Origin of the sequence: Methylobacterium sp. WL8 (assembly GCF_008040045.1) — a bacterium.
Classification (GTDB): domain Bacteria; phylum Pseudomonadota; class Alphaproteobacteria; order Rhizobiales; family Beijerinckiaceae; genus Methylobacterium; species Methylobacterium cerastii.
Window position 1 is genome coordinate 1 of the sequence record NZ_VRVF01000002.1, and the last position, 21,701, is coordinate 21,701.

The 21,701-nt window shown below is 70.2% G+C and carries 25 protein-coding genes; 12 read left to right on the plus strand and 13 right to left on the minus strand.

All coding sequences use genetic code 11. The features are described 5' to 3' along the window. Positions 1 to 293: 293 nt before the first annotated feature. From FV234_RS00815 to FV234_RS00825, 3 genes are all read left to right on the plus strand, one after another. The gene (locus tag FV234_RS00815) at positions 294 to 1,298 is read left to right on the plus strand and encodes an alpha/beta fold hydrolase (protein ID WP_147750457.1); all 1,005 of its coding nucleotides are present in this window, start codon (positions 294 to 296) and stop codon (positions 1,296 to 1,298) included. A 104-nt stretch (positions 1,299 to 1,402) separates the two neighbouring features. Beyond that, positions 1,403 to 1,828, plus strand: coding sequence for an antitoxin Xre-like helix-turn-helix domain-containing protein (locus FV234_RS00820; protein ID WP_147827830.1), 426 nt, complete (start codon positions 1,403 to 1,405; stop codon positions 1,826 to 1,828). A gap of 45 nt (positions 1,829 to 1,873) precedes the next feature. After that, on the plus strand, positions 1,874 to 2,329 hold the full coding sequence (locus FV234_RS00825; RefSeq protein ID WP_147827906.1) for an RES domain-containing protein: 456 nt from the start codon (positions 1,874 to 1,876) through the stop codon (positions 2,327 to 2,329). 83 nt (positions 2,330 to 2,412) lie between these two features. Here the strand turns inward: FV234_RS00825 and metW are convergent, their stop codons facing one another. Beyond that, entirely contained in the window at positions 2,413 to 3,054 is a 642-nt protein-coding gene (gene metW / locus FV234_RS00830; protein WP_147750519.1) for a methionine biosynthesis protein MetW, read from the minus strand. Between the two features lie 65 nt (positions 3,055 to 3,119). Further along, positions 3,120 to 4,325 (minus strand): homoserine O-acetyltransferase, encoded by a 1,206-nt coding sequence (locus tag FV234_RS00835; protein ID WP_147827831.1) that lies wholly within the window; start codon positions 4,323 to 4,325, stop codon positions 3,120 to 3,122. Positions 4,326 to 4,564: 239 nt separating this feature from the next. Here FV234_RS00835 and FV234_RS00840 point away from each other — a divergent pair, with 239 nt between their 5' ends. The 4 genes from FV234_RS00840 to FV234_RS00855 all read left to right on the plus strand — a co-directional run bounded on the left by FV234_RS00840 (position 4,565) and on the right by FV234_RS00855 (position 8,112). Next, a complete protein-coding gene (locus FV234_RS00840) occupies positions 4,565 to 5,455 on the plus strand; it encodes a chorismate mutase (protein ID WP_147827832.1) in 891 nt (296 codons plus the stop codon). 99 nt (positions 5,456 to 5,554) lie between these two features. Next, positions 5,555 to 6,670 (plus strand): histidinol-phosphate transaminase, encoded by a 1,116-nt coding sequence (locus tag FV234_RS00845; RefSeq protein WP_147750461.1) that lies wholly within the window; start codon positions 5,555 to 5,557, stop codon positions 6,668 to 6,670. After that, on the plus strand, positions 6,663 to 7,607 hold the full coding sequence (locus FV234_RS00850) for a prephenate/arogenate dehydrogenase family protein (RefSeq protein ID WP_147750462.1): 945 nt from the start codon (positions 6,663 to 6,665) through the stop codon (positions 7,605 to 7,607). The genes FV234_RS00845 and FV234_RS00850 overlap by 8 nt, the downstream gene beginning before the upstream one ends. 91 nt (positions 7,608 to 7,698) lie before the next feature. After that, positions 7,699 to 8,112: a PaaI family thioesterase gene (locus tag FV234_RS00855; protein ID WP_187273545.1), complete on the plus strand. Its 414-nt coding sequence runs from the start codon at positions 7,699 to 7,701 to the stop codon at positions 8,110 to 8,112. Positions 8,113 to 8,212: 100 nt separating this feature from the next. Here the strand turns inward: FV234_RS00855 and FV234_RS00860 are convergent, their stop codons facing one another. From FV234_RS00860 to glyA, 5 genes are all read right to left on the minus strand, one after another. Continuing rightward, on the minus strand, positions 8,213 to 8,446 hold the full coding sequence (locus FV234_RS00860; RefSeq protein WP_147827833.1) for a hypothetical protein: 234 nt from the start codon (positions 8,444 to 8,446) through the stop codon (positions 8,213 to 8,215). Further along, positions 8,443 to 9,072: a riboflavin synthase gene (locus FV234_RS00865; protein ID WP_147750465.1), complete on the minus strand. Its 630-nt coding sequence runs from the start codon at positions 9,070 to 9,072 to the stop codon at positions 8,443 to 8,445. The genes FV234_RS00860 and FV234_RS00865 overlap by 4 nt, the downstream gene beginning before the upstream one ends. Positions 9,073 to 9,075: 3 nt before the next feature. Next, positions 9,076 to 10,170 carry a bifunctional diaminohydroxyphosphoribosylaminopyrimidine deaminase/5-amino-6-(5-phosphoribosylamino)uracil reductase RibD gene (ribD, locus tag FV234_RS00870; protein ID WP_147827907.1) on the minus strand — a complete coding sequence of 365 codons (1,095 nt, stop codon included), beginning with the start codon at positions 10,168 to 10,170 and terminating at the stop codon, positions 9,076 to 9,078. Between the two features lie 17 nt (positions 10,171 to 10,187). Then, complete coding sequence (nrdR, locus tag FV234_RS00875; protein ID WP_147750466.1) at positions 10,188 to 10,700, minus strand: transcriptional regulator NrdR; 513 nt, start codon at positions 10,698 to 10,700, stop codon at positions 10,188 to 10,190. 135 nt (positions 10,701 to 10,835) lie between these two features. Beyond that, on the minus strand, positions 10,836 to 12,140 hold the full coding sequence (gene glyA / locus FV234_RS00880) for a serine hydroxymethyltransferase (RefSeq protein WP_147750467.1): 1,305 nt from the start codon (positions 12,138 to 12,140) through the stop codon (positions 10,836 to 10,838). Positions 12,141 to 12,490: 350 nt separating this feature from the next. Here glyA and FV234_RS00885 point away from each other — a divergent pair, with 350 nt between their 5' ends. Together FV234_RS00885 and FV234_RS00890 are read left to right on the plus strand one after the other, a co-directional pair. Next, positions 12,491 to 13,078: a hypothetical protein gene (locus FV234_RS00885; protein ID WP_147827834.1), complete on the plus strand. Its 588-nt coding sequence runs from the start codon at positions 12,491 to 12,493 to the stop codon at positions 13,076 to 13,078. A gap of 2 nt (positions 13,079 to 13,080) precedes the next feature. Then, on the plus strand, positions 13,081 to 13,530 hold the full coding sequence (locus FV234_RS00890; protein ID WP_147750469.1) for a hypothetical protein: 450 nt from the start codon (positions 13,081 to 13,083) through the stop codon (positions 13,528 to 13,530). 60 nt (positions 13,531 to 13,590) lie between these two features. Here FV234_RS00890 and FV234_RS00895 read toward each other — a convergent pair whose 3' ends face one another. Beyond that, on the minus strand, positions 13,591 to 13,902 hold the full coding sequence (locus FV234_RS00895) for a cupin domain-containing protein (RefSeq protein WP_147827835.1): 312 nt from the start codon (positions 13,900 to 13,902) through the stop codon (positions 13,591 to 13,593). A 62-nt stretch (positions 13,903 to 13,964) separates the two neighbouring features. After that, positions 13,965 to 15,167 (minus strand): hypothetical protein, encoded by a 1,203-nt coding sequence (locus FV234_RS00900; RefSeq protein ID WP_147827836.1) that lies wholly within the window; start codon positions 15,165 to 15,167, stop codon positions 13,965 to 13,967. 165 nt (positions 15,168 to 15,332) lie between these two features. Here FV234_RS00900 and FV234_RS00905 point away from each other — a divergent pair, with 165 nt between their 5' ends. The 3 genes from FV234_RS00905 (at position 15,333) to der (ending at position 18,211) form a co-directional block, all read left to right on the plus strand. Beyond that, the gene (locus FV234_RS00905; protein ID WP_147827837.1) at positions 15,333 to 15,938 is read left to right on the plus strand and encodes an NnrU family protein; all 606 of its coding nucleotides are present in this window, start codon (positions 15,333 to 15,335) and stop codon (positions 15,936 to 15,938) included. Positions 15,939 to 16,032: 94 nt separating this feature from the next. Beyond that, positions 16,033 to 16,743 carry a tetratricopeptide repeat protein gene (locus tag FV234_RS00910; protein ID WP_147827838.1) on the plus strand — a complete coding sequence of 237 codons (711 nt, stop codon included), beginning with the start codon at positions 16,033 to 16,035 and terminating at the stop codon, positions 16,741 to 16,743. 124 nt (positions 16,744 to 16,867) lie between these two features. Continuing rightward, positions 16,868 to 18,211, plus strand: coding sequence for a ribosome biogenesis GTPase Der (der, locus tag FV234_RS00915; protein ID WP_147827839.1), 1,344 nt, complete (start codon positions 16,868 to 16,870; stop codon positions 18,209 to 18,211). A gap of 1 nt (position 18,212) precedes the next feature. Here der and FV234_RS00920 read toward each other — a convergent pair whose 3' ends face one another. From FV234_RS00920 to FV234_RS00935, 4 genes are read right to left on the minus strand one after another with little or no spacing between them, the layout of a single operon-like run. Next, positions 18,213 to 19,283, minus strand: a complete 1,071-nt coding sequence (locus tag FV234_RS00920) for an SGNH/GDSL hydrolase family protein (RefSeq protein ID WP_147827840.1) — start codon at positions 19,281 to 19,283, stop codon at positions 18,213 to 18,215. A gap of 35 nt (positions 19,284 to 19,318) precedes the next feature. Next, the gene (locus FV234_RS00925) at positions 19,319 to 20,443 is read right to left on the minus strand and encodes a carboxylate-amine ligase (RefSeq protein WP_147827841.1); all 1,125 of its coding nucleotides are present in this window, start codon (positions 20,441 to 20,443) and stop codon (positions 19,319 to 19,321) included. A 58-nt stretch (positions 20,444 to 20,501) separates the two neighbouring features. Next, the gene (locus tag FV234_RS00930) at positions 20,502 to 20,909 is read right to left on the minus strand and encodes a dihydrofolate reductase (RefSeq protein WP_147750477.1); all 408 of its coding nucleotides are present in this window, start codon (positions 20,907 to 20,909) and stop codon (positions 20,502 to 20,504) included. A 37-nt stretch (positions 20,910 to 20,946) separates the two neighbouring features. Continuing rightward, entirely contained in the window at positions 20,947 to 21,693 is a 747-nt protein-coding gene (locus tag FV234_RS00935) for an SDR family NAD(P)-dependent oxidoreductase (RefSeq protein WP_147827842.1), read from the minus strand. Positions 21,694 to 21,701 lie beyond the last annotated feature (8 nt).

The following is a 21,701-nucleotide window of genomic DNA, read 5'->3' on the forward strand; positions in this document are numbered from 1 at the left end:
GGCCGGGGGCGGGCCGACGGGACCGCCGTCACGGGGCGGGCCGTCCTCCGGGCCGCCGGCCTCGCGTCGTCCGGACGATCCGGCCGTCTCGGTCATCCTCGATAACCCCGCTTCGCGACGCCGGCCTCGACGGCCTGCATCCGCTGCCTCGCTTCGGACATAGGGGCCTCACGCAGGATCGAGCAGCGCGCCGGTGACATGGCGGTGCGACCCTTCCCGCGCGCGCCGCTTTTCCGCCTTCGCGACACGGCATCGGGTCTTCGCTTCGATCCGAGGGACGCCCCGAAATGCCGATGACGACACGGACCACAGCCCTCCTGCTCGCCCTGCTTCCCCTGATGCCGATGGCGGCGGCCGCGCAGGATGCGACTCCCCTCGGGATCGGGCTGGAAGGGTTCGCCTACCCGTATCCGGTGCGCTTCCTCGCCCTGTCGCGCGACGGCGAGGCCCAGCGCCTCGCCTACATGGACGTGGCGCCGACCGGCGCCGCCAACGGCCGTACCGCCCTGCTGCTGCACGGCCGCAACTTTCCGGCGAGCTACTGGGCCCCGGTCATCGCGGCGCTGACCGGAGCGGGCTACCGCGTGGTGGCGCCGGACCAGCTCGGCTTCGGCAAGTCCTCGAAGCCGGTCGGCCCGTTCACCTTCGACGCGATGGCCGCCGACACCGTCGCGCTGCTCGACCGCCTCAACCTGCCACGGGTCGACGTGGTCGCCCACTCGATGGGCGGGATGCTGGCGGTGCGGCTGGCGCGCAACGCGCCCGCGCGCGTCAACAGCCTCGTCCTCGAAGCGCCGATCGGGCTCGAGGATTACCGATACAGCGTGCCGCCGGTCGGCAACGAGACCCTGCTCAAGCGCGAGGGCGAGCTGACGGCGGCCGCCTACCGCCGGCAGCTGATGACGAGCTACGCGCTGTCCCTGCCGGAAGCCGCGATCGAGCCCTTCGTCGCAGTGCGCGAGCGGGTGAAGGAGGCGGGCGAGTATCCGCGCTGGCTGCAATCGTTCGTGAATTCCTACACGATGATCTGGGGCCAGCCGGTGGTGCACGAGATCCCGCTGCTTCCGATGCCGACGCTGTTCATCATGGGCGGCGCCGACCACAACGCGCCCGGAAAGCCCTTCGCGCCGCCGGAACTCGCCGCCAAGATGGGCCGCAACGCCGACAACGCGACGGCGCTGGCGGCGAAGATGCCGAACGGCCGGGCGATCGTGTTCGAGGGCATCGGCCACCTCGTCCACATGGAGGCGACTGACCGGTTCGACGCGGCGATGCTGGATTTCTTGAATGCGCATTGAGGGCGCTGGGAGGCGCGGCCCCGAGTAGCTGAATCTGAAGCGCTACGGGTGGCAAAAGTCTCGAATGAGACCTGTTATGGTCTCATCTGGTTTCGGAGCATCCGATGAAAAACGAGTCCGCTCTTGCCGATCTGCTCGGCATCGCGCCGTACGCTTCCGGCGCCATCCCGCAATCCGAAATGGTCGCCCGAATCAATGCTGGCCTGCCGATCGGAGCCGTCGCCCGCGTCGCCACCGCGGTGGCGCCCGACGACCGGACCTTTGCCTTTCATCTGGTGAAGCGGGCGACCCTGCATCGGCGGCGGTCCGCATCGACAGGCGATGCGACGCTTTCCGCGCTGGAGGGCGCCAAGGTCGTCCGCGTGGCGCGCGTCTGGGAGATGGCTTGCGAGGTCTGGAAGGACGATGACGCGGCCCGCGACTTCCTGCGTCGGCCGCATCCGCTTCTAGAAGGGCGGCCCCCGATCGACGTGGTTCTAGAATCGGAGTTCGGCGGCCCACGGGGTCGAGGCCGTGCTCGGGCGCCTTAAATACGGCTCGGAGGCGTGACGGGGCAGACGCTCCGTCAGGTTCAGATGGCCTATCGCATCGGTGATCCCGACGGCAGCCATCCGATCTTCGATGCCACCGGGTCCGGCCTGTTTCCCGGACGTTGGAACACGCCGGCAAGCCCGATGATCTACGCCGCCGCAGACTATGCGACGGTACTACTGGAGAAGCTCGTTCACGGAAGCGGTGCGCTACCGCCGAACCAACACTTCGTCGAGATCACGCTCTCCGTCGGCCTATCGTACGAGATGCTGAACCAGGCGGCCGTTCCAGGGTGGGATCATCCCGATTGTGCGGTATCGAAAGCCTACGGCGAGGAATGGCTCCACGAGGGGCGTTCGCTCCTGCTCTTCGTGCCCAGCGTGGTTGCGCGGGTCGCGAACAACATTCTGATCAATCCGCGACACGCTGAATTCAATCGGATCGCATACAGCCTACATCGCCCGGTCTGGTGGGATCAACGTATGTTTCCATCGCGTTGATCTGCGCTCAACCACGGGATGTCGGGTCTCTGTGGACGGGCCACCGACCCGAAGGATCGGCGGACCCGGCATCCTGCATCCGCTCACGCTCTGCCGGGCGAACCCCGCCGCAGCAAAAACACCCCCTGCGCGCCGATCAGGTTCCAGAACCACCACGGCATCGAAAAGCGCATCGGGCGGCCGCGGGCGTCGAGCGCCGCCGCCTTCTCGATGTGGGCGTCGACCGCGTGGCACAGCTCCACGAAGTCGCGCATGGTGCAGTGGTGGATGTTCGGGGTCTCGTACCAGGCCTCAGGCAGGATCTTGGTGATCGGCATCCGCCCGCGGAAGGCGAGCTCCGCCCGCACCCGCCAATGCCCGAAGTTCGGGAACGAGATCACCACCTGCCGGCCGATGCGCAGCAGGTGCTCCAGCACGATGCGCGGGTTGCGCGTCGCCTGGATGGTCTGGGACAGGACCACCACGTCGAACGCGTCGTCGGGGTAGTTTTCCAGATCCGTGTCGGCGTCGCCCTGGATCACCGGCAGGCCGCGGGCGAGGCAGGCGTTCACGCCCTCGCGCGACAGCTCGATGCCGCGCCCGTCGACGCCGCGGCGGTCGCGCAGCAGCGCCAGCAGCGAGCCGTCGCCGCAGCCGATGTCGAGGACGCGGGCGCCCGGCGGCACGAGGCCGAGGACCACGAGGTGATCGACGCGGGCAGCCCCGGATTCGGGCGTGCGCGGCAGGTCGTTGGCCGCCTCCCAGGGCGTGCCGGAGGCGGCGTCGCCAAAGGCGAGGTCGTCGCGCCCGCTCACAGCCCGCGCGCCCGTGCGGCCGCGTCGACGAAGCCGCGGGCCGCCGAGAACAGCATCGGCTCGTCGAGGAGGAAGGCGTCGTGGCCCTTGTCGCTCTCGACCTCGACGAAGGCGACAGGGGCCGAGGCCGCGTTCAGCGCGTGGACGATCGCGCGGGAATCGGCCGTCGGGAACAGCCAGTCGGAGGTGAACGAGACCACGCAGAACCGCGTCTTGGTGCCCTTGAAGGCGTTGGCGAGTACGCCGCCATGGTCGGCGGCGAGGTCGAAATAGTCCATCGCCCGCGTGAGGTAGAGGTAGGCGTTGGCGTCGAAGCGCTCGACGAAGGAGAGGCCCTGGTGGCGCAGGTAGCTCTCGATCTGGAAGTCGGCGTTGAACGAGAAGGTTGGCGCCGAGCCGCCCTGGAAGCGGCGGCCGAACTTCCGGTGGAGCGCCGGTTCGGAGAGGTAGGTGATGTGCGCGCCCATCCGCGCGACGCCCAAGCCCTTCGAGGGCCGGGTGCCGGCCTCGAGGTAGCGCCCGTCGGCCCAGGCGGGGTCGGCCATGATCGCCTGCCGGCCGACCTCGTGGAAGGCGATGTTCTGCGCCGAGTGGCGCGCGCCGGTGGCGATCGGCATCGCCGCGAACACCCGCTCCGGGTAGAGCGAGGCCCATTGCAGCACCTGCATCCCGCCCATCGAGCCGCCGACGCACAGGAAAAGGTCGTCGATGCCGAGATGGTCGAGCAGCATCGCCTGCGCGCGGACCATGTCGCGGATGGTGACGAGCGGGAAGTCGAGGCCGTAGGCCGCGCCCGTGCCCGGATCGATCGAGGCCGGCCCGGTCGAGCCCATGCACGAGCCGATCACGTTGGAGCAGACGACGAAGTAGCGGTCGGTGTCGATCGGCTTGCCCGGGCCGACTAGGGTCGTCCACCAGCCCGGCTTGCCGGTGACGGGGTGCGGGTGGGCGAAGTGCTGGTCGCCGGTGAGCGCGTGGCAGATCAGCACCGCGTTGGTGCGCGCGGAGTTGAGCGTGCCCGCGGTCTGGTAGGCGACCTGGAACGGTGCGAGTTCGGCGCCCGAATCCATCGTCAGCGGACGGTCGGCCTCGAACCGGGCGACGAGCCCCGCCGGGTCGCGGGCCTGCGACGGCTCGCGGCTGCGGGTCTCCGGCTCCGTCGCGGGGGTGGCCGCGAGGGCCGGGTCGAGGGGATTGTCCATGAGGCTGCTGGAAACGGCTTCCCGCGCGCGGCGCTGACGAAGGTTGCGAGATCGTCGGCTTCCCGCGCCCGCCGCAACACCCGAGGTAGTGTGCGCGCCGTCGAGCGTCAACGAAGCGGGCGGCCGGCAGGCCCGTTCATCCGCAGCCGGTTGTCGATCCTGCGGCGGGCGCACGCTGGCCCTTCGGCGCGGCGGGCCGTAAACACGCCCGAGCAGCCCCGTTCTCAGCTTGTCGAACCATGCGCTTCCCCAAACGAGCCGCGCCGCCGATGGAAGACCTCGCCGCCCTCCGGGCCGAGATCGACCGGATCGACGCCGAGATGCACGCGCTGCTGATCCAGCGCGGCGGGATCATCGACCGCCTGATCGCGGTGAAGGGCACCTCGGCCTCGGGCTCCGCCTTCCGTCCGGGCCGCGAGGCCGCGATGATGCGGCGCGTGGCCGAGCGCCACCGCGGGCTCCTGCCGCTCGACACCGTCGAGGGGATCTGGCGGGTCATCATCGCGACCTTCACCTACGTCCAGGCGCCGTTCTCGGTGCATGCCGACATCTCCGCCGGCGACCCGGCGATGCGCGACTCCGCCCGGTTCCACTTCGGCTTCACGGTGCCCTACCGCCCGCACCCGACCTGCGCGGCGGTGATCGAGGCGGTCGCTGCCTCGCGCGGCGACCTCGGCATCTTCCGCTTCGACCCGCGGGCCGCCCAAGCGCCTGGCAAGGGGCGGGGCAAGGGGCCAAGCAAGGGCGAGGCCTGGTGGGAGGGGCTGATCGGCGAGGGCCGCCCGAAGGTGATCGCCCGGCTGCCCTTCATCGAGCGGCCGGCCCACCCGGCCGGCACCCCGGTCTTCGTGGTGGCCAAACCGCTGGACGACCCGGCGGCGGCGCAGCGCGACTGGGTGCTGTGGGCGGTCCGCTGTGCCGCCTGGACGGAGGAGGCCGAGCGCGCCGTGCAGGGGCTCTACGGCGAGGTGGTGGCGCGGGGCAGGCCCAAGGGCGAAGCCGAGCGTCTTCTTCTGGCGGTGCCCGGCGGCGTCGGCGCGCGGCAACTCGCGGACGCGCTCGACGGCGCGGGCGCGGCGGCGTCGAGCCTCGACGAGACCGGCAGCCACGCGGCGCGCTTCCGGGTGTGAGCGCCTCGGCGCCCTAATCCGGTCGCGCCCCGCTTCATCGGCGCGCGAAATGCTGTAGACGGGCGCCTCACGCGTTTCTTCTTCAGACTGCGAACAAGAATGTCCGCCTCTCCCCGTCTCCGCCCGGTGCCCCGTCCGGGCGTCCTGGCGATCGACCTCTACGTTCCCGGCAAGAGCGGGGCGCCGGGCCATGCCAAGATCCACAAGCTCTCGTCGAACGAGACGCCGCTCGGCCCGAGCCCGGCGGCGGTGGCGGCGATGCAGGCGGCGACGGCCAAGCTCGAGGTCTACCCCGACGGCACCTCCGCCCTGCTGCGGAACGCCATCGCTGCGCGCCACGACATCGATGCGAGCCGAGTCGTCTGCGGCGCCGGCTCGGACGAGCTGCTGTCGCTGCTGGCCTACGCCTATGTCGGCCCCGGCGACGAGGGCGTGTTCTGCGAGCACGGGTTCCTGGTCTACCGCATCGCCATCCTGGCGGCGGGCGGCACCGCCGTGGTCGTCCCCGAGCGCGATCTCACGGCCGACGTCGACGCGATCCTCGCCGCCGTGACCCCGCGGACGAAGATCGTCTACGTCGCGAACCCCAACAACCCGACGGGCACCTACCTGCCGCTCGCCGAGGTGCGCCGCCTGCATGCCGGCCTGCCGGGCGACGTGCTGCTGGTCCTCGACGGCGCCTACGCCGAATACGTCCAGGCGGACGACTATTCGGCCGGGTTCGAGCTCGCGCGCGACGCCGACAACGTCGTGATGACCCGTACCTTCTCGAAGATCCACGGTCTCGCCGCCCTCCGGATCGGCTGGATGGTCGGGCCGGCCCACGTGATGGAGGCGGTCAACCGCATCCGCGGGCCGTTCAACCTGTCCACCGCCGGCATGGCGGCCGGCGCGGCGGCGCTTGCCGACGAGGCGCATGCCGCGGCTGCGGCCGCCCACAACGCCGAGTGGCTGCCGCGGATGGTCGAGGGTGCCCGCGCGCTCGGCCTCACCGTGACGCCCAGCGTGGCGAACTTCATGCTCGTGCACTTCCCGGACGCGCCCGGCCGCTCGGCGGCGGAAGCCGACGCCTTCCTGACCGCCCACGGCGTGATCGTGCGGCGGGTGACCGCCTACGGGCTGCCGAACGCGCTCCGCGTCACCATCGGCGGCGCGGAGAGCAACGAAGCCTTCCTCGCCGCCCTCGGCGCCTTCATGCGAGGCGACCATGCCTGAGGCCGCGCCGCTCGGCTGCCTCGCCGTCGTCGGCCTCGGCCTGATCGGCTCGTCCATCGCCCGCGGCGCCCGCCGCTACGGGTTGGCCGAGCGCATCGTCGCGATCGATGCGGACGAAGCCGTCCGCGCGCGGGTCCTCGACCTCGGCATCGCCGACGCGGTCACCGGCGATGCCGCGGCCGGCGCGGCGCAGGCCGACCTGGTGATCCTGTGCGTGCCCGTCGGCGCCATCGGCCCGGTCGCCGCGGTGATGGCCCCCCACCTCAAGCCCGGCGCCGTGGTCTCGGACGTCGGCTCGGTGAAGGCCTCGGTCGTCGCGGCCGTGAGCCCGCACCTGCCCGACGGCATCGTGTTCGTGCCGGGCCATCCCGTCGCCGGCACAGAGTATTCCGGGCCGGATGCCGGCTTCTCGACGCTGTTCTCCAACCGCTGGTGCATCCTCACCCCGCCGGAGGACGCGCCTGAGGCCGCGGTCGAGCGGGTGCGCGCCCTGTGGCAGGGGCTCGGCGCCGTCGTCGAGACGATGACGCCGGAGCACCACGATCTCGTGCTCGCCATCACCAGCCACGTGCCGCACCTGATCGCCTACAACATCGTCGGCACCGCCGCCGACCTCGAGCAGGTGACGCAATCCGAGGTGATGAAGTTCTCGGCCGGCGGCTTCCGCGACTTCACCCGCATCGCCTCGTCCGATCCGACCATGTGGCGCGACATCTTCCTGACCAACCGCGAGGCGGTGCTGGAAATGCTCGGGCGCTTCAACGAGGACCTGTCGGTGCTGACCCGGGCGATCCGCTACGGCGACGGCGACGCGCTGCACGACCTCTTCACCCGCACCCGCGCGATCCGCCGGGGCATCGTCGCACAGGGTCAGGAGACGGCGGAGGCCGATTTCGGCCGCGCGCGGGCGGCGGAGGGCGTCCCGAACGCAGGGTAGCTCGCCTGGACGGCGGGCCGTTCGTCTTGCCGCCGCCGTGCCGCCATGCTGCAACGGCTGGCATGACCGCGATGACCCTTCCATGACCGCGATGACCCTTACTGATACCCGCGACTTCCTCGACCGGGAGTTTCCGCAGATGCAGGCGGGCGGTCGCGCCTTCCACCTGGAGGCCGTCGGACCGCTGACCGCGCGGATGCGGCTCGATGGAGACGACCGCTTCCTGCGCCCGGGCGGCACGCTGTCCGGCCCTGCGATGATGGCGCTGGCGGACTACGCGCTCTACGCGGCGATCCTCGCCCAGATCGGCCCGGTGGCGCTCGCGGTGACGACGAGCCTCACCTTCAACTTCCTCAGGAAGCCCGCAGGGCTGGTACTGGTCGCCGACGTCGCGCTGCTGAAGCTCGGCCGGCGCCTCGCCGTCGGCGAGGTGCGGATCACGGCGCCCGGCTCGGACGACCTCGTGGCGCAGGCGAACGGGACGTATTCGATCCCGCCGCGGTGAGGGACCTACCGATCGGCGTAGCGGGACCAGAGCGTGACGCCGAAGCCGACGGCGACCGCCATCAGCGGCGCCACGACGAAGGCGACGATCTGAATATCGGTCATAATTTCAGCCTTGCGAGAACGACGCGCGCACAGGTGTAAAGCGCGACGCTCGCGAGAAGAAAGTTCGCGATGCCGACTGCCAGAGTCAACGCCGACAGGCTCGTCTGCGCCGAAACGCCGAAGACGGTGGCGGCGAGCGGCGCGATGACGCCCGCGGTGAACGGGCCGCCCGCGGCGGTGTTCAGGTAGGACGCGGACGGCGTGATCCGCTCGTTCGAGACGAGGCTCATGCCGCTCTTCCGCGCCCCTCCGAGAGCCGCGCGGCGTAGCGGGCGATCAGGTCGACCTCGAGGTTCAAGTGGTCGCCCGCCCGGCGCTCGCCCCAGGTGGTCACCTCCAGCGTGTGCGGGATCAGCAGGACCGAGAAGGTGTCGCCCTCGACCGCGTTGACGGTCAGCGACGTGCCGTCGAGGCAGACCGAGCCCTTCTTGGCGATGAAGTGGGCGATGTCGGCCGGCGCCCGCAGGGTGAAGCGTTCGCTCGCGCCCCAGGCGCCGGCGGTGACGGTCTCGCGCTCGAGGATCTCGGCGACGCCGTCGACGTGGCCGGTGACGAGATGGCCGCCGAGCTCGTCGCCGATCTTGAGGGACCGTTCCAGGTTGATCCGGGTGCCGGCCTCCCAGGCGCCGACCGTGGTCAACGCCAGCGTCTCGGCGGCGGCGTCCACCGCAAAGACGCAGCCGCCGTCGGAGGGTTCGATCGACACCGCGGTGAGGCAGGGGCCGGAGCAGGCGATCGAGGCGCCGAGCGCGATCGAAGCCGCGTCGTAGGCGGCGCGGATGGTGAGGCGGCGCATGCGCGCGTCGCCCGAGACCGAGAGGACCGTGCCGACGTCGCTGACGAGACCGGTGAACATCGCTTAAGCCTCGTTGCGTTCGTAGGTCGTCGCCCGGTCTGCCCCCAGGTCGAGGGACTCGGCGATCCGGAACCGTTCGCCGTCCAGCATCGCCCCGAGATGCGGGCCGACCGCCGGCAGGCCGCCCTGCGGCCCGCAGGTGCCGGGACCGGTGATGAGGGTGCAGGTATCCACGAGATCGGCTTCGGCCAGCGCGTCGGCAAGGTGGGGGCCGCCCTCGCTGCAGAGCCGCGTCAATCCGCGCTCGCCGAGCATCGCGAGCGCCGCGTGCAGGTCGACCCGCCCGCGCTCGTCCGCCGGCACGCGCACCACCTCGACGCCGAGCGATTCGAGCATCCGCTTGGCATGGGCCGGGGCGCCGCGCGTCGTCACGACCAGCGTCGGCACGTCGTGGGCGCTGCGCACGAGCACGCTCGACGACGACAGCCGCAGCTGCGAATCGAGCACCACCCGCAGCGGCGAGCGGGGGGCGAGCCCGGGTAGGCGCACGGTGAGCGAGGGGTCGTCGGCGCGGGCGGTGCCGATGCCGACCAGGATCGCGTCGGCATGCGCCCGCCACAGGTGCACCGCCCCGTCGGCGATCGCGCCGGTGATGCGCAGCCGCTCCGTGTCGGAGGCGGCGGCGAACCCGTCCTGCGTGCGCGCGAGCTTGAGGTGGAGATGCGGCCGTCCGAGGGTCACGCGCGTCACGTGCCCGGCATGGTCGCGGCGGGCTTGGCTCCGAAGCAGCCCGGTCTCGACCGGGATGCCAGCGTCGCGCAAGAGCGCGTGGCCGCGGCCCGAGACCCGCGCGTCCGGGTCCTCCATCGCGCTGACCACCCGCGCGATGCCAGCCGTGACGATCGCGTCGGTGCAGGGCGGGGTGCGGCCATGATGCGAGCAGGGTTCCAGCGTCACGTAGAGCGTCGCGCCGCGGGCGGCCTCGCCGGCATCCGCCAGGGCCAGCGGCTCGCCGTGCGGCCGGCCGCCCGGGGCGGTGACGCCCTGGCCGACGATCCGCTCGGCGCCCGGCTCGCCCGCGACCACCACGGCGCCGACCGAGGGGTTCGGCCAGGTCCGCCCGAGGTTGCGCCGCCCGAGCGCCAGGGCGAGGCGCATGAAGCGCACGTCGGGGATCACGACCGGGACCGCGCCGGGCGCGGCTTGCCCGCCACGACGCCCTCGGGCGGGGCGACCCCGGCCTCTGCGAGCGTTCCGAGCAGGTCCTCGAAGTCCTTGGCCTCGCGGAAGTTCTTGTAGACGGAGGCGAAGCGCACGTAGGCGACGTCGTCGAGGCCCTTCAGGCCCTCCATCACCAGCTCCCCGATCGCCTCCGAGGTGATCTCGGCCTCGCCGCCGCTCTCGAGCTGGCGAGTGATGCCGCTGACTAGCCGCTCGATCCGCTCGGGGTCGACCGCGCGCTTGCGCAGGGCGACGCCGATCGAGCGCTGGAGCTTGTCCCGCTCGAAGGGGACGCGCTTGCCCGAGCGCTTGAGCACCACGAGCTCGCGCAGCTGCACCCGCTCGAAGGTGGTGAACCGGCCGGCGCAATCCGGGCAGACCCGGCGGCGGCGGATCGCGGCCCCGTCCTCGCTCGGCCGCGAATCCTTCACCTGCGTCTCGGAGCCGCCGCAATAGGGACACCGCATCGGGCGGACCTTTTCATCGAGCCGGAAAGACGGCTGCCTCTCGCGAAACGAAAACGGCCGCGGATCGTGGCGATCCGCGGCCGTCTCTATCGTGTTGCGGTGCACGCCGGAAGTGAGGTGCCGGCGGCGTTCCGGTCAGCCGTAGATCGGGAACCGGTCGGTGAGCGCGTGGACGCGGGTCTTGACCGAGGCCTCGACCTCCGGATCCCCCGTCTCGCCCTTGGCCGCCAGGCCGTCGAGCACTTCGACGATGAAGCCGCCGATCTGCTTGAACTCGGCGACGCCGAAGCCGCGCGAGGTGCCGGCCGGGGTGCCGAGGCGGATGCCCGACGTGATCGTCGGCTTCTGCGTGTCGAAGGGCACGCCGTTCTTGTTGCAGGTGATGTCGGCCCGCGACAGCGCGGCTTCCGCCGCCTTGCCGGTGAGGCCCTTCCGCTGCAGGTCGACCAGCATCAGGTGGTTGTCGGTGCCGCCCGAGGTGATGTCGTAGCCGCCCGACATCAGCGTGTCGGCCAGCGCCTTGGCGTTCTCGATCACCTGGCGGGCGTAGATCTTGAACTCGGGCTTCAGGGCCTCGCCGAAGGCGACCGCCTTGCCGGCGATGACGTGCATCAGCGGACCGCCCTGGATGCCGGGGAAGATCGCCGAGTTGAACTTCTTGGCCAGCGCCTCGTCGTTCGTCAGGATCATGCCGCCGCGCGGGCCGCGGAGCGTCTTGTGGGTCGTGGTGGTGGCGACGTGCGCGTGCGGGAACGGCGACGGGTGCACGCCGGCGGCGACGAGGCCGGCGAAGTGGGCCATGTCGACGAAGAAGTACGCGCCGACCGCGTCGGCGATCTCGCGGAACTTGGCGAAGTCCCAGTGGCGCGGATAACCCGAGCCGCCGGCGATGATCACCTTCGGCTTGTGCTCGTGGGCCAGCGCCTCGACCTGCTCCATGTCGATGCGCTGGTCGTCGCGGCGCACGGTGTAGGAGACAGGCTTGAACCACTTGCCCGACACGTTCGGCGGGGCGCCGTGGGTGAGGTGGCCGCCGGCGGCAAGGTCGAGCCCGAGGAAGGTGTCGCCGGGCTGCATCAGCGCCAGGAACACGCCCTGGTTCGCCTGCGAGCCGGAGTTCGGCTGCACGTTGGCGAAGCCGACGCCGAACAGGCGCTTGGCGCGCTCGATGGCGAGGTTCTCGGCCACGTCCACGAACTGGCAGCCGCCGTAGTAGCGGCGGCCGGGATAGCCCTCCGCGTACTTGTTGGTCAGCACCGAGCCCTGCGCCTCGAGCACGGCGCGCGAGACGATGTTCTCGGAGGCGATCAGCTCGATCTCGTGCTGCTGGCGTCCGAGCTCCTGATCGACGGCCTTGGCGATCTCAGGGTCCGCGTCGCTCAGCGAGGCCGCGAAGAACGAATTCGAGAAATGCTTGTCGGCAGCGGTACCGGCGCTCATGGATGGCCTCTGTTCTTGTATGCGGGCGAAATCGGCGCTCTCGTCCCGTCGGCGTGCACGGACGAGCCTTCGTAGCCGTCTTCTTTACACACGTGCACGAGACCCGCCAACACAGGCCTTTTTGCCGCGGGGGGCAAGAAAAGTTGAGGTCGGACCGGCCGCGGCACCGGTTGCGCGTCGGAACCATTGCCGGGGGATCGGGCAGCCCTCCAGAAGGTCTGAAGCATAGGAATATTGACGATAATAGGACTTTATGCCATGGCCTCTCTTGCGAGGGAGCGCTGCAATGAGCGAGCAACGAGACTGGCATCGGCTCAAGCACAGGGTCGCAGAGACCGAAGCGGATCGCGATGCTGACTGCGCTCAGCCATTCCCTCAAAGCCGGCTTTCGACAGGATCAGCCTCGCGGCCCAGACGGGTGCTGGATCGGCGGCGCCGGCCAGATCGTATGCACGCGAATAGATAAAACGGGGAATGCAAGGATCGACGCGAAAACCGAGCTTCTCGTCGACGTCGTCAAGGAGGCCGTCTCGATCGGTGGTGAAGGCAGTGGCGCGGCCTACGGTGTTCAAGTGCACACGACGACGGCAGCAATGCTTCGTGATCTCGATATTCCAGGCATCGGTCGACATGGAATTGAGCAAAGCTTCAGTCTTGGAGATACCGTCCGATACGGTTTGGATGGTGGCGTCCGCACCGATGTCGTTCTACGCGATGGTAGAACCGAATCTTCGCCGATCCTGGCAGTATGGGACTTCAAGACAGGAGGTGCTCTCCTGACGCCGTCTCGAATTCGAGATCTTCGCAGTAGCCTGGGAATTGGCCTGGATGTGCCAATCATCGAAATTCATATCAGTCACGGCATATCCGTAAAGCATGCCTCGGTATTGTTTTCAAAATTCGTCGCGGCAATAATCGTAAAAACTCAGGAATATTGATCATGACGATGGAAGCTTACGCATTTTGTGCGCGTCCGATCGGCTCGATCGAAGAATGGCAGGCATCGATCGATGCCCTCGGGTTCGATCTGAAATTGAAACCGGCTCGGGATCTCGCATATCATCGAGGACACCTTCCGGCGCTCTGGCGTGGCCGGGAGGCCGGGTTCGAGTTCGGCGCTTGCGCATTCACAGAATTGGCGGAGACCTATGAAGACATCGATCTCGGTGGGCCGTGGCCTTACACCTACGCCTTCAATTTCGCGACCCTGCCGGGCTGCGCCGGCACTTGGTTGGCACTGGCCGCCTGCCTGGCGCTGACCGATGGCATAGCCTTCGACCCACAAGAGGGAAAAATTCTTCGTGCCAGAGAATCCGTGCGCTATGCGCAGGATACCGAAAACGGGGTCGATCAGATCGAATCAGGGCAGGTTGGTCGCACGACATCCTGAGTGCCGAATGTCCAAGGTGCTGACGATATGGGCGGCATCGAACGACCTGTCCGCCGGACTTCACGCCGATAAGTTGATCTCCACCAGCACGGTCTCGGTCGTGAACTCTGCCGCGTGCCACGCCTCCGGGGGGAAGTGGAACACGCTGCCGGGGCCGAATGCCGCACGGCCCTGCTCGGTCTCCAGGGTGCCGGAGCCGGAGAGCACCTGCACGAACTGCTCGTGGGCGTGGCTGTGCCGCGGGGCCGAGGTGCCGGCGGGGACGACGATCCGCACCAGGCTGGCGCCCGCGCCCGGGATCGTGCGCTTGGCGACGCCGTTGGCGGCGACGCTCGCGTCGCATTCGTCCCAGGTGATCAGGTGGGCGGTCATGGCGGCTCCGTTGCTGGCGTCACGATGCCGCCGAGCCCGCGGCCCATCAAGTCACGAACCGGTCACGGCCAGACCTTGATCGCCACCGGCCGCCGCAGCAGGTCGCGGTCCGAGGTGATGGTGCAGCCCTCGGTCTTCAGCGTGACGTAGGTGAGGATCGCGGTGTCGCCGACGTCGTCGAAGTTGCGGCCCTCGGCGCGGGGGTCGAGGAGGGACGGGTAGGCGATCAGGCCGCCCGCCGCCGCGCAGGGGTCGTCGTAGAGCGTCGTCCCGGCGACGAGCAGCCGCGGCACGTCCCAGCTGAGCAGGTCGCGCGAGCTCGTCCAGTAGAAGCCGGATTCCGGAAAATTCGCGCCGGCCGGACCGTCGCCTTTCTTGGCCATGTCGCCTTTCTTGGCCATGAAGACCGCGACGAAGGCGCCCGTGCCGCGGTGGCGCACCACGGCGCCGACCGGCGTCGGGAACGGCGCCACCGGCTTGCAGGTCTCGGTCCCCTTCGCTGCGGCCTTCGTGCGGTACGGGTCCGGGAAGGCGGCGGTGAAGCCGGTGCCGGTCCAGGCGCGCCAACTCGCCGGGTCGGCGGGCGTCGCGGTGCGGAACAGGCAGACGCCGGCCTCCTGGTCGCCGGGACGGTCCCAGCCGGTGGTCGAGACGAAGACATAGCGGAAGCGCCCGTCGGCGAACACGTTCGAGGGGTTGAAGAAGCCGCGGTGGCGCCCCTGGCCGACCTCCTGCCGGAACGGGGCCGCCATCGCCACCGCCGGCGGGGTCGTACGCAGGAAGCTGCGGCCGCCGTCCGTGGAGGCGGCGGCGGTGATCGTGTTGTACCAGCACGCCTCGTAGCCCTTGGCGGTGCAGCGCCCCGGGTGTTCGTTCGCCTGATACTCGTGGTGCACGAGCGCGGCGATCGCCGTGCCGTCCTCGGTCCAGGTGGCGGTGATCCAGGAGCGGTCGTCGTAGAGCGCCGGGTCGGCCTTCTCGCCCGAGTCGAGCACCACCTTGCAGTCGAGCTTGAGCCGGTCGAGGTCCGGCCCGCGCAAGGCCCGGTTGCGGTAGTGCATCCCGAACAGGGCGACGGCGCCGGTGGCGTCCCGGAACGCGCGGGCCGAGGCGTCCGGCACGTCGGCGCCGTCGCAGGCGTCGCGCCCGGCCTTGAACACGATGGCCGGCGGACCGACCAGTGTCAGGCTCGACAGCGGTGGCTCGGCCGCCGCCTGCGCGAGCGCCGGCAGCGACAGGACGGCGAGCACGAGGCGGAGGCGCATGCGGGTGACCGGTGGTTGCGCCCAGAGCGCGCGTGGACGACGTGCGCGGTTGAAGCAGACCCTGCGCGCCTGGACAAACCACCGGAGTTTCTGTTCAGAACCGTTACAGAATGGCTTCCCGCCGGTGCGGGGCGTCCGATCCTCCCCAGCCGAGTGTCCCCTTCCATGTTGATCCTGATCCTCGGGCTGGTGCTGTTCCTCGGCACCCATGCCTTCTCGATGCTGCGCGCCAAGCGCTCGGAGGTCGTCGGCCAGGTCGGCGAGGGCAAGTACAAGCTCGGCTACATGCTCCTGTCCGTCCTCGGCCTGGTGCTGATCGGGGTCGGCTTCCACAATTACCGCGCCGCCGGCTACATCGCGGTCTGGGATCCGCCGGTCTGGACGCGCCACCTGTCCCTGGTCCTGGTGCTGCTCGCCTTCGTCGTGCTGGCCTCGGCCTACCTGCCGGGTCACATCCGGGCGAAGGCCAAGCACCCGATGCTGCTCGCGGTGAAGATCTGGGCGACCGCGCACCTGCTCGCCAACGGCGACCTCGGCTCGATCCTGCTGTTCGGCTCGTTCCTCGCCTGGGCGGTGGTCGCACGGATCAGCGCCAAGCGCCGGGCACTCACCGCGGGCCAGGTCGTCGCGCAGCACGGCGGCGCCGCGGCGCCTGCGGGCTGGCGCAACGACGCGATCGCGGTGGTCGTCGGCGTCGTCGCCTGGTTCGTGTTCGGCAAGTACCTCCACCCGCTGCTGATCGGCGTCTACGCCTGGCCGGGCCAAGCCTGAGGCCTGCCCGGTCGCCAAACCGGCGCCCGCGTGCTAGGCGCGGGCCGATCGAGACGCTTCAGGTCGTCCGGCTCACGCGCCGGACCGGGATACGATGGCTGAGAACAACGAGTTCATCCGCGAGGTCAACGAGGACTATCGCCGGGACAAGGTCGCCGAGATCTGGCGCCGCTACAGCGGCGTGATCATCGCGGTGGCGATCCTGGTGGTGGCCGGCGTCGGCGGCTGGCGCTACTGGCAGACGGCCCAGCGCAACGCTGCCGAGGCCGCCTCGCAGCAATTCGACGAGGCCAACCGCCTCGCCCGCGACGGCAAGGTCGCGGAGGCCGACAAGGCCTACGAGGTCCTCGGCACGCAGGGGCCGGCCGGCTACCGCCTGCTCGCCCGTTTCCGCTCGGCTGCCGAGACCGCCAAGCGCGACCCGGCCGCGGGCGCTGGCGCCTTCGACGCCATCTCCGGCGACACGGCGCTCGGCGACGGCCTGCGCGACCTGGCCCGGCTTCGTGCCGCGCTGATCCGCCTCGACCTGCCGGACCCGGCGCCGGCGCTGGCGAGCCTGCAGAGCCTGGCCGCCGGCTCGCCCTTCCGCTTCACGGCCCGCGAAATGCTGGGGCTCGCCGCCCTGAAGAACGGGCAGTACGACGAGGCCGGGCGCTGGTTCGACCAGCTCAACATGGACCCCGAGACGCCGCAGAACCTGCGCCAGCGCATTGAGGTCTACGTCGCACTGGTGGCCGGCGGCCCGGTGACTGTGACACAGGCGAAGCCAGAGCCCGCCGCGCCCCCGCCGCCGATCACCCGCTGATCGCCCAAGATGCTGGCCCAAAACCTCCGGTGCGACTGGCTCGCACCGGAGGTTTTGGGCATTCTCCAGACTTTCGCCGCCGGGCCGGCCCGGCGGCTCGACCGATCATAGAACGGACCACCCCATGGAACTGCCGACCGTCGCGATCGTCGGACGGCCGAATGTCGGCAAGTCGACCCTGTTCAACCGCCTCGTGGGCAAGAAGCTGGCGCTGGTCGACGACCGCCCCGGCGTCACCCGCGACCGCCGCGAGGGCGACGTCGCCTTCGGCGGCCTGAACTTCCGCATCATCGACACCGCGGGCCTCGAGGAGGCCGATTCGGCGACGCTGCTCGGCCGGATGCGGATGCAGACCGAGGCCGCGATCCTCGAAGCGGACGTAGTGCTGTTCGTCATCGACGCGCGCGCCGGCATCCTGCCCGCCGACCAGCCCTTCGCCGAGTTGGTGCGCCGGGCCGGCTGCAAGGTGATCCTCATCGCCAACAAGGCCGAGGGCGGCGCCGGGATGGCCGGCGCCTACGAGTCGTTCCGCCTCGGCCTCGGCGACCCGATCCCGTTCTCGGCCGAGCACGGCGAGGGCATCGGCGAGCTGCACGAGGCGCTGAAGGAGAACCTGCCGGAATCCGACGAGGACGAGGAGGACGACGACCCGCGCGGCAAGCCGCTCAAGGTCGCCATCGTCGGCCGCCCGAACGCCGGCAAGTCGACGCTGATCAACCGGATGCTCGGCGAGGACCGACTGCTCGTCGGCCCGGAGGCCGGCATCACCCGCGATTCGATCTCGCTCGATTGGGAGTGGCACGGCCGCCGGATCAAGCTGCACGACACCGCCGGCATGCGCCGCCGCGCCCGGATCGAGGACAAGCTCGAGAAGCTCGCGGTGTCGGACGGCATCCGCGCCGTGCGCTTCGCCGAGGTGGTGGTGGTGCTGCTCGACGCCACGATCCCGTTCGAGAAGCAGGACCTCACCATCGTCGACCTCGTCGAGAGCGAGGGCCGCTCCCTGGTGATCGGCCTCAACAAGTGGGACCTCGTCGCCGACCAGCCGGGCCTGCTCAAGACCCTGCGCGAGGATTGCACCCGGCTGCTGCCGCAGGTGCGCGGCGTCGCGGTGGTGCCGCTCTCGGGGCTCGCCGGCGACGGCCTCGACAAGCTGATGCAGGCCGTGATCAAGGCGGCGGATGTCTGGGATACCCGCATCTCGACGTCGCGGATCAACGACTGGCTCTCCGAGGCGACGCAGCGCAACCCGCCGCCGGCGGTGTCGGGCCGGCGCATCAAGATCCGCTACGCCACCCAGGTGAAGAGCCGCCCGCCGCACTTCGCGCTGTTCGGCAACCAGCTCAACGCCCTGCCGAAGAGCTACCAGCGCTACCTCACCAACTCCCTGCGCGAATCGTTCGACCTGCCGGGCACGCCGATCCGCTGGAGCCTGCGGACCTCGTCGAACCCGTTCGACAAGGGTTAGGTCACGCGCCGGTTCTCTTGCGAGAGTGAGAGATGGCACGGCGCAGGCGGTGCATGCCCCAGAACGCGCGGTGCCGGTGATGGCGCAGCCATTCCGTCGGCGTCAGTCGCCGGTGAAGGAACACGTGCGAGACGTAGCCCATCCGCGGCCCGGTGTTCTTCTCGCCCTTCGCGAGTTCGATGTCCGGCACGATGTCGCGCTGGAAGCACGTCAGGGTCCGGATGCCCTTGAGGTTCACGTTCATGACGATCGAGCGCGCGTAGTAGCTGAAGCGGTCGTAGAGCAGCACGTCGCGGGTGCGTTCGCTGGACGGGCTCGAGAAGCGCAGCGTCCCGTTCAGGGGGCCGTAGGTCGTCATGACCGCGCGCACGTCGGCGCGGCGCCCGAGATCGATCGAGAGCGACGTGTTCTCGGGGATCGTCGCATAGTGCAGCGGGATGCCGTTCCGCTGCATCGCGAAGGGGCAGGAGCAGTCCGGCATCGCCACCAGCCTGAGGGGCGTGAACAGGCTCGGCAACGCCCGGTAGCGGTGGATGTAGGCCGCGCCGAAGCCGCGCCCGCGCACGAAGTCGTAGACCTGCCGCCCGTAGAGGTCGGCGCCGGCAGGCGTCACGTGGGTGCCGTCCTTCAGCCAGAGCGCGCGTTCTTCCGGGCCGGATGCGGCCACGGGCCGGGCGAGATCGAGGATCGGGATACCGAGGCAGGCCTCGTAATCGTCGAGGAGGCCGGCGACCGTCTCCGACGTGTAGTCGACCCCGCCCTGATACAGATTGAGGAAGGCGACGGGCCGGCCGCGGCGGGCGGTCGCCGCGAGGATCTGGTCGAGGAAGAAGCTTAGCGCGCGGCGGTCGTAGTAGCGCACGTTGCCGGTGAACAATTCCAGCAGGACCCGATCGCAGGCGATCGTGTCGAGGATCTCATCGATCATGTAGGCGATGGCGTGGACGCTGTGCCCGCCCCAGCCGGATTTCAGGAAGACGAGGTCGGCCCCCTCCGCGGCGGCGCATTCGCCGGCCCGCTCCACGTAGCCGACCTCCTCGGTGACGCTGTAGCCGAGGCAGAGGACGCGCACGGGCGCAACGGGAGTCGCACCGGGCGACGGCACGCTCACGCACCCCGCGTCGTTCGAGACAGCCAATCCACCACGGCGTCGAGGGCTTGGCGGTTGTTGAGGCCGGCTTCCCGTGCCGCCTCGAAGGCGGCGATCTGGCCGTCGGCGCTGGTGCCCTCGGTGGCGATGGTCCGGGCGTGGGCGACCTCGGCCGCGCAGCCTAAAGCCGCCGCATCCTCGGCGACGAGGTCGAGCACCGCCTCCAGTGCGTCGGCGAAGGGCAGGCCCGCCTCGCGCGTCTCGTCGATCAGCTCGGCGCCGACGCCGCTGCGCTGGGTGCGCCACAGGTTCTCGTCGGCGAGCGCCCGCGAGACCCCGTCGAGGCCGGCGTTGAGGTCCGGCCGGCGCACCACGAGGCGCACGAGGCAGCGGAACAGGGCGGCGATGGTCAGCGCGTCGGCGAGCCGGGTGCAGCTGTCGGCGATGCGCAACTCCAGCGTCGGGAACTTGATCGAGGGCCGCAGCGACCACCACAGGAAGCTCGCATCCTGGATCGACCCCGCCTCGGTCATGATCCGCACGTAGCGCGCGTAGGCCGCGGCGTCGGCGAAGAGTTCGGGCAGGCCGGTGCGCGGCAGCTCGCCGAAGGCGCTGAGGCGATAGGCGGCGAGCCCCGTGGGCTTGCCCTGCCAAAACGGCGAGGAAGCCGAGAGCGCGAACAGCAGCGGCTGGAACGGCAGCAGCCGGTTCATCAGGTCGACGCGCGCCTCCGGGTCCGGCACCTCGACGTGGACGTGCATGCCGCAGATCAGGCTGCGCCGCCCGGCCAAGCCGACGTCGCGCAGGATGCCGCGGTAGCGGTCGCCCTTGGTCGGCAATTGCCGCGACCAGTCGGCCACCGGATGGGTGCCGGCGGCGAAGATCAGAAGCGCGTGCTCGGCGGCGAGGTCCGCGAGCGCCCCACGCTGCCGGGCGAGCGAATCTCTTGCTTCGGCGAAATCGGTGACGGGCGGCGTGCAGACCTCGACCTGGCACTGCAGCAACTCGCGCCCCGCCTCGGGCAACCGTTCGGCCGCCTCGACATGGAACGGCTTGACCGAGCGCCGCGGCGTGCCGCGCGTCTCCGCGTCGGCCAGGAAGTACTCTTCTTCGATGCCGAAGCGGTAGCTCTCGGTGGTCATCGCATCCCTTCGCGTTCGGCACGTCCGCTGAAACGCGCCGGGTCCGCGAAGGATGCCGTCACCCGCGCAGCGCCCCGCCGACGAGCCAGGCCGGGTCGAACCAGCGGTCGGCGTCGCCGTCGTAGGGGAGGCGGGTCACGTCCCAGTTCTGGATGTACTTGGCGTAGACGTTCCAGACCGCGATGCCGCCGCCGACGAAGACGCGGCGGCCGGGATATCGCGCCAGCACCGCCTCCGGGTCCTCGTGCGAGCGGATCACGTCGATGGTGCGATCCTCGAACGCGAAGGCCGGCACCGAGGCCACCGTCTTCGGGCCGGCGATGAGCACGTGGCCCATGGTCAGCGCGAAGAATCGCGTCACGTCCTCGACGAAGAGCGGATCGGTGTTGCCCTCCCAGGGGAGCTGGCCGTTCAGCCCGAGCTGGCCGCGCTGGCCGATCGCGCAGATGCAGCGCACGTCGATCATCAGGATATCCGAATGGTGCGGGCGCCGTCCGGACCCGTCAGCGCGTCGCTTGCGAGGTCAGGATGCGGTCGGTCGGGAAGTCGTAGATGGTGCCGGAATCCGTCGATCCGGGGCTCGCCAGCCGGACGAAGTGCGGCGCGAGGTCTTCCGGCGTCCGCAGCGTCTCCGGGTCCTCGCCCGGCATCGCAGCGCGGCGCATGTCGGTGCGCAACGGTCCCGGATTGAGCAGCATCGCCTTGACGGCCGTAGTCGCGTTCTCGGCCGCGTAGGTCCGCACCAGGGCCTCGAGCGCCGCCTTGGACACGGAGTAGGGCCCCCAATAGGCCTTGCACTTGGAAGCCGCCCCGGAGGTGACGAAGATCGCCCGGCCCGCATCCGACATCCGCAGCAGCGGGTCGAGCGAGCGGATCAGCCGCCAGTTCGCGGTGACGTTGACGTCCATCACCTGGCCCCACACCTTGGGGGTGATGTGGCCGATCGGCATGAGGTTGCCGAGGATGCCGGCGTTGCCGACGACGATGTCGAGGCGCTTCCAGCGGTCGTTGATCGCCGCGCCGAGCCGGTCGATGCCGTCGTAGTCGGTGAGGTCGAGGGGCACGAGGGTCGCGCTCGACCCGACCCGGCGGATCGCGTCGTCGAGCTCTTCCAGCGCGCCCTGCGTGCGCGCCACGGCGATGACGTGCGCGCCGGCTTCCGCGAGCGCGAGCGCCGCCGCACGGCCGATCCCGCGGGAGGCGCCGGTGACGACGGCGACGCGGCCGTCGAGGGTCTTGGTTTCGGTCATGCGTGGAC